This is a genomic window from Brachybacterium endophyticum, from assembly GCF_003130585.1.
Classification (GTDB): domain Bacteria; phylum Actinomycetota; class Actinomycetes; order Actinomycetales; family Dermabacteraceae; genus Brachybacterium; species Brachybacterium endophyticum.
Map to the genome: position 1 here is coordinate 165,399 of NZ_QFKX01000003.1, position 11,603 is coordinate 177,001.

The 11,603-nt window shown below is 72.7% G+C and carries 11 protein-coding genes; 3 read left to right on the forward strand and 8 right to left on the reverse strand.

The window, feature by feature from the left end; all coding sequences use genetic code 11:
- Window positions 1–15: 15 nt before the first annotated feature.
- Entirely contained in the window at window positions 16–1,536 is a 1,521-nt protein-coding gene (locus tag DEO23_RS09655; RefSeq protein ID WP_109275815.1) for an APC family permease, read from the reverse strand.
- A gap of 176 nt (window positions 1,537–1,712) precedes the next feature.
- Window positions 1,713–2,504 (reverse strand): SDR family oxidoreductase, encoded by a 792-nt coding sequence (locus DEO23_RS09660; RefSeq protein ID WP_109275816.1) that lies wholly within the window; start codon window positions 2,502–2,504, stop codon window positions 1,713–1,715.
- 200 nt (window positions 2,505–2,704) lie between these two features.
- Here DEO23_RS09660 and DEO23_RS09665 point away from each other — a divergent pair, with 200 nt between their 5' ends.
- Window positions 2,705–3,091, forward strand: coding sequence for a 2TM domain-containing protein (locus DEO23_RS09665; RefSeq protein ID WP_109275817.1), 387 nt, complete (start codon window positions 2,705–2,707; stop codon window positions 3,089–3,091).
- A gap of 43 nt (window positions 3,092–3,134) precedes the next feature.
- On the opposite strand, the gene DEO23_RS09670 is transcribed toward DEO23_RS09665, so the two are convergent.
- A complete protein-coding gene (locus DEO23_RS09670; RefSeq protein ID WP_109275818.1) occupies window positions 3,135–3,728 on the reverse strand; it encodes a mycothiol transferase in 594 nt (197 codons plus the stop codon).
- Between the two features lie 131 nt (window positions 3,729–3,859).
- On the opposite strand from DEO23_RS09670, the gene DEO23_RS09675 reads away from it, so the two are divergent.
- Window positions 3,860–4,738, forward strand: a complete 879-nt coding sequence (locus DEO23_RS09675; protein WP_109275819.1) for an alpha/beta fold hydrolase — start codon at window positions 3,860–3,862, stop codon at window positions 4,736–4,738.
- A 108-nt stretch (window positions 4,739–4,846) separates the two neighbouring features.
- Window positions 4,847–7,036, forward strand: a complete 2,190-nt coding sequence (locus tag DEO23_RS09680) for an FUSC family protein (RefSeq protein WP_109275820.1) — start codon at window positions 4,847–4,849, stop codon at window positions 7,034–7,036.
- A gap of 66 nt (window positions 7,037–7,102) precedes the next feature.
- Here the strand turns inward: DEO23_RS09680 and DEO23_RS09685 are convergent, their stop codons facing one another.
- The 5 genes from DEO23_RS09685 to DEO23_RS09705 form a co-directional block, all read right to left on the reverse strand.
- Window positions 7,103–8,419 carry an MFS transporter gene (locus DEO23_RS09685; protein ID WP_109275821.1) on the reverse strand — a complete coding sequence of 439 codons (1,317 nt, stop codon included), beginning with the start codon at window positions 8,417–8,419 and terminating at the stop codon, window positions 7,103–7,105.
- A gap of 231 nt (window positions 8,420–8,650) precedes the next feature.
- Window positions 8,651–9,568: an EamA family transporter gene (locus tag DEO23_RS09690; RefSeq protein WP_109275978.1), complete on the reverse strand. Its 918-nt coding sequence runs from the start codon at window positions 9,566–9,568 to the stop codon at window positions 8,651–8,653.
- Window positions 9,565–9,738, reverse strand: a complete 174-nt coding sequence (locus DEO23_RS09695; protein ID WP_205678930.1) for a hypothetical protein — start codon at window positions 9,736–9,738, stop codon at window positions 9,565–9,567. Before DEO23_RS09695 ends, DEO23_RS09690 begins: the two co-directional genes overlap by 4 nt.
- Window positions 9,739–9,782: 44 nt before the next feature.
- Window positions 9,783–10,688 carry an NADP-dependent oxidoreductase gene (locus tag DEO23_RS09700; RefSeq protein ID WP_109275822.1) on the reverse strand — a complete coding sequence of 302 codons (906 nt, stop codon included), beginning with the start codon at window positions 10,686–10,688 and terminating at the stop codon, window positions 9,783–9,785.
- An 86-nt stretch (window positions 10,689–10,774) separates the two neighbouring features.
- Window positions 10,775–11,602: a phosphotransferase gene (locus DEO23_RS09705; RefSeq protein ID WP_109275823.1), complete on the reverse strand. Its 828-nt coding sequence runs from the start codon at window positions 11,600–11,602 to the stop codon at window positions 10,775–10,777.
- Between the last annotated feature and the right edge of the window lies 1 nt (window position 11,603).

Genomic DNA, 11,603 nt, shown 5'->3' on the forward strand with positions numbered 1-11,603 from the left:
GTGCCGGCCTCCGCCTCAGCCGCGGAGGCCGGCCTCTGCCTCGGCCCGCTCCGCCGCCACCGTCTCACGGCGCAGCCGACGTCCGGCGACGAAGCCGATCAGCGCGATCGCCACGATGAACACGATCGTGCCCAGGGTGAGCGCCTCGAAGGCCGCGTAGGGCACGCCCATCGCGCTCGAGAAGTCGTAGGGCACGCCCAGCAGCGACTCGAGGGTGCCGGGGAACACAGAGACCCATGAGCCGAGAGCCACGAACGCCGTGGTGACCGCGCCCAGGGCGACGAACACGGCGTTCGGCCCGGGCACTCGGAAGGGGCGGGGCACCTCGGGGTGGCGCAGGCGCAGACGCACCGCGGCGGGGATCACGAGCAGATAGCTGAACAGGTACGTGGTGATCGCGACCGAGAGCACCACGTCGAACAGGGCGGCGCTCGAACCGGTCAGCTGCATCGCGGCGATCATGAACACCGTGGAGACGGTCCCCGACAGCAGGTTCACCCGGATCGGAGTGCCGAGGCTCTTGTGGAACTTCCCGAAGAAGCCGCCGAAGAAGGAGCCGTCGGCCGCGGCGATCGCCTGCATGCGGTCGGACATGATCATCCAGGCCGCACCCTGGCCGATGTTGGCGAGCAGGAACAGCACCACGGCTGCGGTGAGCACCACCGGGGCCGCGGGGCCGTAGACCGAGAACACGGTCGCCACGGCCGTCAGCAGCCCGGAGACGCCGTCGATGTCGGAGTGGGGGATGACCAGCAGGATCGTGAACACCGGGATCAGGTAGAGCACCCCGGCCATCGCCGAGGAGCGCAGCACGGAGAACGCCACGTCCTTCTCGGCGTTCTTCATCTCGCCGGAGGCGCTCGACCCGGACTCGAAGCCCAGGAACGCGAACAGCAGCAGCGGCGTGAGCGTGATGAACCCGGTGACCGAGGGGGAGAAGTCGCCGATCGCGAGGTCCTGCACGCCGCGCTCGAACGCGTAGATGGCGGCGGTGAGGATGAAAATCCCCAGGAACACGATCTTGCAGACCGCACCCATGGTCGGGATCCACTTCGCGCGGCGCAGCGAGAGGATCGCCGCGAGCACCGTGATCCAGATGAACGCGGTCTTGAAGGCGTAGTCGGCGAGCGACCCCTCGGCGAAGTGGACGAGGTGGCCGCGGGCGGCCTCGGCGCACAGGAACGCCATCGACCCGCCCACCCAGACGGGCTGGGTGATCCAGGTGAAGGCCGAGGCGACGGCGGCCGCGGGACGCCCGAAGGCACGACGCACCCACAGGTACACCCCGCCCTCGCCGACGAAGGCGGAGCCCGTCTCGGCGAAGATCAGGGCGTAGGGGACCAGGAAGACGATGATCAGGAAGACCAGCCAGGTGAAGGTCTCGGGGCCCTGCGAGGACACCGACCCCAGCATCTCCAGGCCGACGACGGCCGAGACGACGATGAAGACGATGTCGAAGCGGCCGAGCGTCCGATGCAGCACCTCGTTCTGCTTCTGCGCGAAGCGTGTGCTGCCGTCGGGGCCGATCTCAGTCATGCCAGGTGCTCATCTCGATGATCGCGGGTGCGGGGGCGCCGCGCATCGGGGGCCGTCGGCCGGGTGCGGGTCGCGTCCGGGACGACGAGGCGACGGCGCGGCGACCCGGCGAGCATAGTCCGTGCTCGGGCCCCGGTGCCTCCTTGCCCGCGCACGCTCACATTCGCGGTGCGCCGTCACACCGCCGGGGTCGCGAAGCCCCCGTTGGACAGCAGCAGCTGCCCGCGGATCCACGCACCGCGCGGCGAGAGCAGGAACCGCACCAGGTCCGCGACGGTGCCGGGGCCGCCGAGCCGGCCGCCGGGCGTCTGCGCGGCGCCGGCCTTACGCACCGCGTCGTCCATCCAGCCGGTGTCGATGGGGCCGGGGTTGACGACGTTCGTGCGGATCCCGCGGTCGGCGAGCTCGTGGGTGCCGGCGAGGACCAGCCGGTCCAGGGCCCCCTTGGTCGCGCCGTAGGGGAGGTTGTGAGCCGTGTGGTCGCTGGTCAGGGCGATCACGGCGCCACCCGGGGTGTCGGTGCCCGGCGGCACCTGCTCGGCGAAGGAGCGCAGCAGCAGCCAGCTCGCCCGCACGTTCACCGCGTAATGGCGGTCGAAGCTCTCCACGGTGGTGTCCAGGATCGAGGAGTCCACCGACTCGCAGTGGCACATGACCAGGGCGCCGAGTGCGCCCAGGGCCTCTCGGGCCGTCGCGACCAGGCAAGGTGGTTCGGCGGGGTCGGCGAGATCGCCGGGCACGAGCTCGATCCGGCGGCCCAGCCCGCGCAGCTCCTCGGCGAGCTCCTCGACATCCGACGGCTCGCCGTTCACGCGGCGGTCGTAGGCGTCCGAGTAGCTCAGGGCGAGGTCGAAGCCGTCCTCGGCGAGGGCGTGCGCGATCGCGGCGCCGATGCCGCGGCGCCGCCCCACGCCCGTCAGCAGGGCGGTGCGGGGGAGGGGTGTGGCGTCGGCGTTCTCGAAGGTCATGGGGCTGACGCTACGGAGCCGTCCGTGCCCCGGCAACGCATTAACGCCGCACTCCTGTCGTCCGAGGCCAGGAGCGATGTCCCGGTCCGGACGTGACAGCCGTCAGGGGCCCCGTGCCGCTGCCGCGCCTAGCGTCGTGGACATCAGGGACGGCGCAGACCGGGGCACTCGCACCGGGGACGCCGGGACCAGAGGACATCATGGACCGCTACGACAGCTCCTTCTCCGCCGGCGACGACGACCTTCGCGGCGACGACCTCCGCTACGACGACCGGGAGTCGCGGCGCCGGGCACGGCACGACCGCCGCGGCGGGTGCGGCGACCCCGAGGGTGACCTGCGCCAGCGCGCTGTCCACCGGATCCGGGCCCGCCGGAACCTGGCCGTCGGTGTCATCGTGTACGTCCTGATCAACGGCATGCTCGTGACCGTCTGGGCGCGCAACGGCGGCGGGTTCTTCTGGCCGATCTTCCCGATCGCCTTCTGGGGGATCGGACTGTTCTGGCAGCTGGCCGACGCCTTCGGCCGCGGCGCCAGCGAGGACAGGATCCAGGCCGAGATGCGCCGACTGAGCGGCGAGGGCCGCTGAGGGCGCGGCGTCACCGAGCGGCGATCTCCGGAGCGGCCCGCCCTCAGACGGTGATCGTGCCCGGCTCGGGGGTGAAGGGCGTGAAGAACGCGTTCGCCGGCCGGTTCTCGCGGGTCATCATCAGCGCCGGCACGGTCACCCCGTCGATCTGCTCGCGGATGATGTCGGCGTGGCCGGCATGGCGGGCGAGCTCCTCGACCTGGTGCACCAGGAAGAACCGCCACCGCACCGCCGAGGGCTCCTCTCGGCCGTCCCACGGAGCCGACGGCTCCATGGTCTCGGCTCCCGGGTCCACCTCGCGCAGGGCCCGCAGGAACTCCTCACGCACCTCGTCGAAGGTGACGAGGAGCTCCGCGACCGAGGTCTGCTCCTCCAGCTCCGTGCTCTCGAAGTGGCGGGTCGCGTCCTCCTCGGTGAGGCCGCGCAGACGCGGGCCGTCCGCGATGCGCGAGAGCGCCCCGTTCATCACGTAGATCGTGTGCTTGATGAGCGCCCCGATCGACAGGGTGCTGCGGCACGGGGCCCGGTGGGCCTGTTCCTCCGTGAGCCCGTGGGCGCTCGAGCGCAGGGCCGAGAGCTGCTGGTCGATGTATCCGACGAGTCCGGTGATCTCGTCGTCCTGGGCGGGTGCGTACATGATCTGCTCCTCCTCGGGGATGCCGCCGACGTGGCGACCTGCTCGGGGACCATTCTTCGGGTGCGTGCGGACAGGTCCCGTCCGCTGATCTGGTGCGCGGTCCGGCGGCGCGGGGCCGATAGCGTCGCCCCATGCGCATGATCCCCCTGAGCGACGGCACCGAACTGGCCACCTGGACCCGCGGCACCACCGGATCACTGCCGCCCGTCGTGCTCGTCCACGGCGGCCCCGGCCTCTGGGACGACCTCCGGGACCTCTCCGCCCTGCTCGAGGACCAGACCCTCGTGCACCGCTACGACCAGCGCGGATGTGGACGCAGCGCGCCCCGCCCCGTCCCCGCCGATCAGTTCTCGATCGAGCGCTTCGTGGCGGACCTCGAGGAGCTGCGCACCGCACTCCACGCCGAGCACGACGGGCACGAACGCTGGATCGTCCTCGGCCACTCCTTCGGCGCCGACCTCGCCCTCGCCTACGCCGCCGCGTACCCCGAGCACGTGGCGGCCGCCGGCTGCCTGAGCGGCACCGGCATCGGCGACTGGCGCACACCGACCCGGGCCGAGCACGAGCGGCGCCGCAGGGAGGTGGGCGTCGGCGAGGAGTTCGCCGCGCTCGACCGCCTGGGCGAGGAGGGGCGCACCCCCGAGCAGGAGACCCGCTGGCGGACCCTGCAGTGGGCCACGGACTTCGCCGACCCCACCGCGGGGCTCGCGCACGCCGCGCGCCTGGCCGCCGCGCCGCTCACCATCGAGCACACCGCGAACCGCGCTCTGGCAGCCGACCCCGCCGTCGGCGACGAGGCCCTGATCCAGGATCTCTCCCGCATCGACGCGCCCGTCTGGTTCGTCCACGGGACGCAGGACCCGCGTCCCGTCGCCGGCGTCGTCGATCTCGCCGCGCACGCCCGCCGCGGTCGCAAGCGGATCATCGAGGGCGCCGGGCACTTCCCCTGGGTCGAACGGCCCGAGCGCACCCGTGAGGTGCTCGAGGAGATCGTCCGCTCGGGAGCCTGAGTGGGCGCCTGAGTGGCCGAGAACCTGGGAGGTGGCCGGGGACGGCGGCGTTAGACTTCCGCAGTCCGCTGCCCTGCACGTCCGATCCTCCGAGGAGGCCTCACCCCGGTGCCCCCGCTGCTCTCGCGCCCGCTGGACGTCCTCATCGCATCGGACCCGGGACTGAGCAGGCTGCGGCAGGGACTGGCGGGAGCGGTCTGCGTGAGCGCCGCGCTCCTGGTGGAGGCCGTCGTCGGCACCGCCCTGGGCCTGCCGGCCCCCTCCCTCGTGATCTCGATGATCCTCGGCGCCGTGATCGCGATGATCGGCTCGAACGCCCTCGCCCGGCCCTCGGCTCTCCAGAGCATCCGCGCGGCCGTGTTCTTCCCCGTGGCCCTGGGCGTCGGCCTCGGCATCGGCACTCTCGTCGGCGATCACCTCTGGGTCTCCCGGGTGGTGTTCGTGCTGGTGATGTTCGGTGCGGTGTACGTGCGCCGCTTCAGCCTGGACTTCTTCTTCTACGGCTTCCTGCTGTGGATGGGGTACTTCTTCTCGCTGTTCCTCCACCCGGTCCCCGCGCAGCTTCCGCACCTGATGATCGCGATCGTGGTGGGCACGATCGTGGTGCTCGCCCTGTGCACCACGGTGTTCCGTCCCCACGCCCGGCGCACCCTCGCCCGGATCTTCCGCAGCATGCGCGCCCGGCGCAACCGTCTGCTGCGCCTGATGGCCTCCCGCCTGCGCGTCGAGACCGCACGCGAGCGCGAGAAGGCCACCCGCCGGATCTTCGACGAGCGCACCCGCTTCGACGAGAACGTCGTGATGAGCGACGGCTGGGCGGCACATGCCCGCGCCCTCCCCGTGGGCTGGAGCGCCGAGACCCTGCGGCGCAGCCTCCTGGACGGGCAGCTCGCCCTGGACCTGGTGGGCTGGTCCTCCCGGCGCCTGGTGGATGCCTCACCGCGCGTGCGCGGCCTGGCGGCCCACGCCCTCGTGCTCACGGCCGACGGTGATCACGGTCGCGCCGCCCGCGTCGGCGCGCTGCTGGAGCGCCTCGCCGTCCGCGAACAGGCAGAGACCCCCGAGCAGGACCCACGGATCCGTGACGCGGTGCGCGGCCTGGTGCGAGGACTGGACGCCCTGGCCCGGCGACCGGCCGACCCGCATCTCCCGCCCGACCTCGAGCACAACGACGAGTTCACCCCCGCCGTCGCACTAACCGGCCTGGGCCTGCTCCCCGGCTCCCCGTCGGTCTCCCGCGACGTGGCCGCCCGCGGTCGACGCTGGAACCCCCTCGCCCGGCTCTCCGCGACCACCCGCCAGGCCGTGCAGGTCGCGATCGCCGGCAGCCTCGCCATCGGCGCCGGCACCCTGATCAGCGGCTCCCGCTACTACTGGGCGGTGATCGCCGCGTTCGTCGTGTTCACCGGGACGGGCACCCGCATGGACTCCTTCGGGAAGTCCCTGAACCGCGTGATCGGCACCGCCCTGGGGCTGGTGGCCGGGATCGCCCTGGCGGCGGTGACCGCCGGGCACCCCGAGTTCGCGCTCGTCGTGATCGTGCTCAGCGTCTTCCTCGGGTTCTACCTGATCCGCGTCTCGTACGCCTACATGATGTTCTTCGTGACCATCCTGGTCGCGCAGCTCTACGGGATCCTCGGTCAGTTCTCCGACGCCCTGCTCCTGCTGCGCCTGGCCGAGACCGCGGCAGGCGCGACGATCGGCATGCTGGTCGCCCTTCTCGTGGTGCCGGTGAGCACCCGCGACACGGTGCGCAGCGCGGAACGCGAGGTGGTGGACGCGATCGCCGACCTGATGACGGCGGTCCAGGGCCCGGACGCGGGGGAGGCACCCGGGACCGACGCCTCCGGGCCCCTCGATGCCGGGGCATGGCGCAGCGAGGTCGACGCCCACCTGCTCGCCGTCGAGAACGCCCAGCGCCGACTGACGCTCGCCGCCGCACCGCTGACCCGCTACCACCTCACCGAGCACCGTCCGCGGCGCGTGCGCAGACGCCTCACCGTGGTCGCGACCTGCGTCAGCTACGCCCGCACCGCGACGGCGGGCGTGATGGGCCTGGAGGGCCCGCGAGACCGGATCCTCGGCGCCTGCGACGAGGTCGCCCAGCTCGCCCGGGCGATCGCCGCCGGTGAGCACCAGCTGCGGGAACGGGACGACGAAGGGCCCGAGCGTGCGCTGCGGGGCTCGCAGGCCTCCGGCGAGGAGTCCTCGACGGGCGGAGCCCAGCGCGAGGCGCTCGCCGCTCTCGCCGCCCTCGACCTCGCCCTCATCGAGCTGGAGCGCACGCCGCGGCACTGACCGTGCACGGAGTGCTGAGCGGATCGGTGCGGCTCTGCGTGCTCGCGATGGGCGAGGGTTCAGGTCTCAGAGATGCTCGACGGGACGCTCGACGAGCGCGGCGGCTTCGTCCTGGACCTCCTGGTCCTGGCCGGTGACGACGCCCTCGGTCGCTCCCGGGGTGCGGCGTGCGAAGGCATTGACCAGGGCGGTGAGCACCACCAGGGCGGCAGCGGCCGTGGGCAGCCACATGGCGCCCTGGGCGCCGATGCGCTCGGCGATGCCGCCGGTGATCGCCGAGGCCAGGGACTGGCCGACGATCGTGGCCGAGCCCAGCATTGTCATCACCGTCGCCGAACGACCCTGCGGCGAGCGCTCCGCGGCCAGGCTGTAGAGCGTCACCACCGTCGGCCCGATCCCGATGCCCGCGACGGCCATCGCCGCGGCCACGCCCGTCAGGCCGCCGGCGAGCCCGAAGGCGAGCATCGCGGCGAGCATCAGCGAGGAGAAGGCCAGCCAGCGCCAGCGCAGGGAGAAACCCTCGGGGAACAGCGAGATGCCGAGCGCGAGGATCGTCGAGCCCACACCCATGATCCCGTAGACCAGGCCCGCCGAGTCCCCGCGGCCCACCTCGGAGAGGAAGGCGGTCAGCGAGGTCAGCACGGTGCCGAAGAACAGGCCGACACCGAGCGCGCCCGCGACGATCACCAGCACCCGCAGGCTGCGCAGCTCGCGCGCGGGCGCCTGGGTGACGGGCTCGTCGTGCGCCGGGGCGCTCACCCGCGCGGTGGGGTGCAGCGCGAAGGCGGTGACGAACACGAGGGTGAGCACGGCGGCGCCGATCATCGGGGCGGCCGCGGTCATCGTCGTGGCGAGAGCTCCCACCACCACCGGGCCGAACACGAAGGCGGTCTCGTCGGCCGCGGATTCGTAGCCCATGGTCGCGTTCAGGCTCTTGGCGCGACGACCCGAGGGCAATCGGGTGAGGATCAGGTGCACCAGGCGGCTGCGCGAGAGCGGGCCGATCTGCGGCGAGGACGCTCCGATCACGAAGCCGACGGCCAGCACCGCGAGGTCGGGCAGCGAGCTGAAGGCGACCCAGGACATCGCGATCAGCGACAGCGAGGTGACGACTCCGGAGAGCAGGATGACGGGGCGCTGGCCGATGCGGTCGGCCGCGGCACCCAGCAGCGGGCCGATCAGCGCGGACCCGAGGCCGACGACCGCCGAGTTCAACCCGCCGAGGGCTATCGAGCCGCGCGCGGAGACCACGAGGGTCAGGGTTCCCACGACCATCATCGCGAAGGGGAAACGGGCGACGAAGGCGATCGGGAAGTAGGCGGCGCCCGCGGCGCGCAGCAGGGTCGGCCTGCCGCCGCTCGGGTGCGTGGGCTGCGATGTCATCGTTCCTCCGGACGGTGTGTGCCGCCTTGGACGGCCCGCGTGGGGGGGGGCACCGAGGTCGGTGTGGTGCCGGATGCTGCGCGGGCCCGAGGTAGATGCACTGCTGGTGATGGGACGGGGCGAGACTACCGGTGACCCGGTGATGCGGCCAGGGGTCTGGGCCGCACCCGATGAGGACCTCACACGGTGGTCTCCGCCGGAGCGGCATGAGCCCTCGCCGCAGTCGGCGCCTCACGCCACGATGAGCGCGATCCCGCCCAGCACCACGACCGCGCCCAGCAGGCGCCTGAGCGGGTCCGGCTCGCGGAACAACCACCAGGCCAGCAGCGATCCGACCACGATGCTCGACTCCCGGGCCGGTGCGACGAGGGCGACGGGCGTGGTGTGCATGGCCTCGAGCACCAGGACGTAGGCGAGGGGGGAGAGCACCGCGACGATGCCGATCTCGAGCCGGCTGCGGCGCAGCACCGCGAGTGCTGATGCGGGACCGACGTCGGAGCCGGCAGCAGGCGCCTGGTCCCCGCCGGCTCGCGCGGCCCGCGAGCGCAGCAGCGCCCCCGGTGTCATCGCGAGCGCCTGCAGGGTGCAGCCCAGCGAGAAGTAGGTGACCGGCGCCAGCGCCCAGGTGGTCACGGCATGGTCGTCCCACAGGGTGTAGGCGGCGATGCCGGCGCCGGTCAGCGCGCCCCACCAGATGCCGGTCGACGCCCGATGACGCAGGGCGCGCGACCCGCCAGTGGCGACCACCACGATGCCGGCGATCACCACCAGGCCCCCGCCGACGGCCACCCACCCCGGACGCTCCCCGAGCACGGCGAGGGCGACCACGACCGTGAGCAGGGGACCGGTCCCGCGGGCCACGGGGTAGACGACGCCGAGGTCGGCACGCTGGTACCCCGTCTGCAGGCAGAGCTGGTAGACGATGTGGAAGATCGCCGAGACCGCGGGGCCGACGGCGAGCTCCCAGCCGATCGGCCATCCGGCGCGGGCCAGGACGACGAGGCCGATCGGCAGCCACAGCACCGCCGAGGCCACGTTGTACCACCACACGAACAGGTAGCCGTCGCCGCTGGCCCGCTTCGCCGCGAGGTTCCACAGGGCGTGCAGCACCGCGGCCCCGAGGACCAGGGCGAGGGCGGTGCCGGTCATTCGCGCAGGATCTCGCCCCGGAACGCGGGATCGGCCGACGCGGGGATCGGCGGCACTCCAGCAGCCGTCGTCTCGTGGTCACGGGAGAAGGTGCGATAGGAGTCGGTGCCCGTCCCCAGGTTCCCGGTCCAGGTCACGTGGACGTCGTAGTCGTGCCGATGCTCGCTCATGGAGCCACGCTACGGCGGGGTGTGCACGGGGTCCATGCATCAGCTCAGCCGATGCGCAGCACGACCCGCCCGCGGCTCCCGCTCTCCTGAGCGGTTCGGTACGCCTGGGCAGCGTCCTCGAGGTCGAGGACCTGGGCGATCCGCGGGGCGAACGCCTCGGTGAGCGAGCGCTCGAGCAGCTCGCCCAGCCGGTCGCCATCGGTCGAGGTGTTCGCGAAGACGGCGGTGACACCTTCCGGCGTGCTCTCGCGCCACGGACCCGTCAGGCCGACGAGCACTCCGCCGGCGCCCAGTGCGGCGAGCGCGTCGTCGTGGAGATTCGCCGCATCGAGCACACCGACGTACGCGCCCGGCTCGATGCTGCCGACCAGGCGAGCACCCGTGCGCTCGACGAACTCCGCATCGCTCGGACGGGCCAGCCCGTCGACCTCCCACCCGCGCTCGCGTGCGAGGTCCAGCGCGTATCCGCCCACGGCGCCCGCGGCACCGGTGATCAGCAGGCGTCGCCCCGCGGCCGGTCCCGCGGCCTGCTCGAGCGCATCGAGAGCGGCATCGGCCGTGAGGACGTTCAGCGGGACCGTGCCCGCCTCCAGGAGACCGAGGCCCTCGGGGATCCGGGCGACAGCGCTGCGATCCAGGGCGATCAGCTCCGCCTGGGCGCGGGTCGGTGCCGGGGGAGCGGCGTCGATGCCCGCGACCCTGTCCCCGACGTGCAGGTCCTCGACGCCGTCGCCGAGAGCCTCGACGGTGCCTGCCGCGTCCCAGCCCAGGCCCACGGTGCCGCTCAGACCGAAGGCCTCACGGACCGCGCCCGAGACGACGGCCAGATCTGCGGGGTTCACCGATGCGGCGCCCACCCGGATGAGGACCTCGCCGGGGCCGGGTGCCGGATCCGGGACCTCGGCGACCTGCGGGACGGCGGCTTCGGGTGGGGCGACGACAGCGCGCATGGGACTGCTCCTTCACGTGGTGGGCGAACAGGACTCATGGTCAGTCCCTTGGTGCCCGGAGGTAAAGAAGCACAGCTCAGGCGGTCTCACGCCAGCGCCCGCCGCCACATCTCCTCGTGCTCGCACACGTACGCGGTCGCCCCGCTCCAGATCGCGCCGTGGCCCTCGGTGTGCATCGTCCCCCAGGGGTCGATGCCCTGCTCGTGGGCGGTGAGGAGCATGTCGGCCATGGCGCCGGTGCGTCGACCCAGCAGCGCAGGGAGTCCCGCTCGCAGCTTCTCGTCGGCCCGGTACCCCTTGACGACGAAAGCCCGCAGCCGCGCTGCCGAGTCCTCGGGATCCCGGTGGGGGAACAGATCCGCGAAGGACTGGGCGGCGTAGGCCAGGTCCCACGCCCGCGTGCTCGGACCCGCCCCGTCGAGATCGATGACCACCATCCGCTCGCCGTCGAGGACCAGGTCCCACGGTGCGAGGTCGTTGTGGCAGATCAGCTCAGGGGGCCCGGGAACCGGCAGCAAAGGATCGCTCCAGCCGGCCGGTGCCGTGCCCTCCTCGGAGGGCGCCGCCGGAGCGGCCGCGCGCTCGAGCTCCCCGGGAGGGATGGCTGCGCTGGCCTCGTGGATCCGCCGCACAAGCGCGCCCACCCGCCGCAGGTCCTCCAGGGGCAGGGGCCCCGACTCCAGCGCGAGCGTGCCGGGCACGAACTCGAGGACCTGGCGGCCCTGCTCGTCCCGTCCCAGCGGAACGGGCAGGTCGATGCCACGCTCGCGCAGGGCGATCGTGAACGCGGTGACCAGGGGTGTCTGCGGGAGCCAGGGCTTGCGCACGGTCCCACCGATGCGGACTACGCCGGCGCTCGCGTTCCCACCCTGCAGGGGGACCTCCGCCTCGGGCTGATCCGGCGCTCTCTCCATG

Excerpts from the sequence above, each read along its gene's own strand:
- DEO23_RS09655 (WP_109275815.1), bottom strand. The coding sequence starts at position 1,536 with ATGACTGAGATCGGCCCCGACGGCAGCACACGCTTCGCGCAGAAGCAG.
- DEO23_RS09660 (WP_109275816.1), bottom strand. The coding sequence starts at position 2,504 with ATGACCTTCGAGAACGCCGACGCCACACCCCTCCCCCGCACCGCCCTG.
- DEO23_RS09665 (WP_109275817.1), top strand. The coding sequence starts at position 2,705 with ATGGACCGCTACGACAGCTCCTTCTCCGCCGGCGACGACGACCTTCGC.
- DEO23_RS09670 (WP_109275818.1), bottom strand. The coding sequence starts at position 3,728 with ATGTACGCACCCGCCCAGGACGACGAGATCACCGGACTCGTCGGATAC.
- DEO23_RS09675 (WP_109275819.1), top strand. The coding sequence starts at position 3,860 with ATGCGCATGATCCCCCTGAGCGACGGCACCGAACTGGCCACCTGGACC.
- DEO23_RS09685 (WP_109275821.1), bottom strand. The coding sequence starts at position 8,419 with ATGACATCGCAGCCCACGCACCCGAGCGGCGGCAGGCCGACCCTGCTG.
- DEO23_RS09690 (WP_109275978.1), bottom strand. The coding sequence starts at position 9,568 with ATGACCGGCACCGCCCTCGCCCTGGTCCTCGGGGCCGCGGTGCTGCAC.
- DEO23_RS09695 (WP_205678930.1), bottom strand. The coding sequence starts at position 9,738 with ATGAGCGAGCATCGGCACGACTACGACGTCCACGTGACCTGGACCGGG.
- DEO23_RS09700 (WP_109275822.1), bottom strand. The coding sequence starts at position 10,688 with ATGCGCGCTGTCGTCGCCCCACCCGAAGCCGCCGTCCCGCAGGTCGCC.
- DEO23_RS09705 (WP_109275823.1), bottom strand. The coding sequence starts at position 11,602 with ATGGAGAGAGCGCCGGATCAGCCCGAGGCGGAGGTCCCCCTGCAGGGT.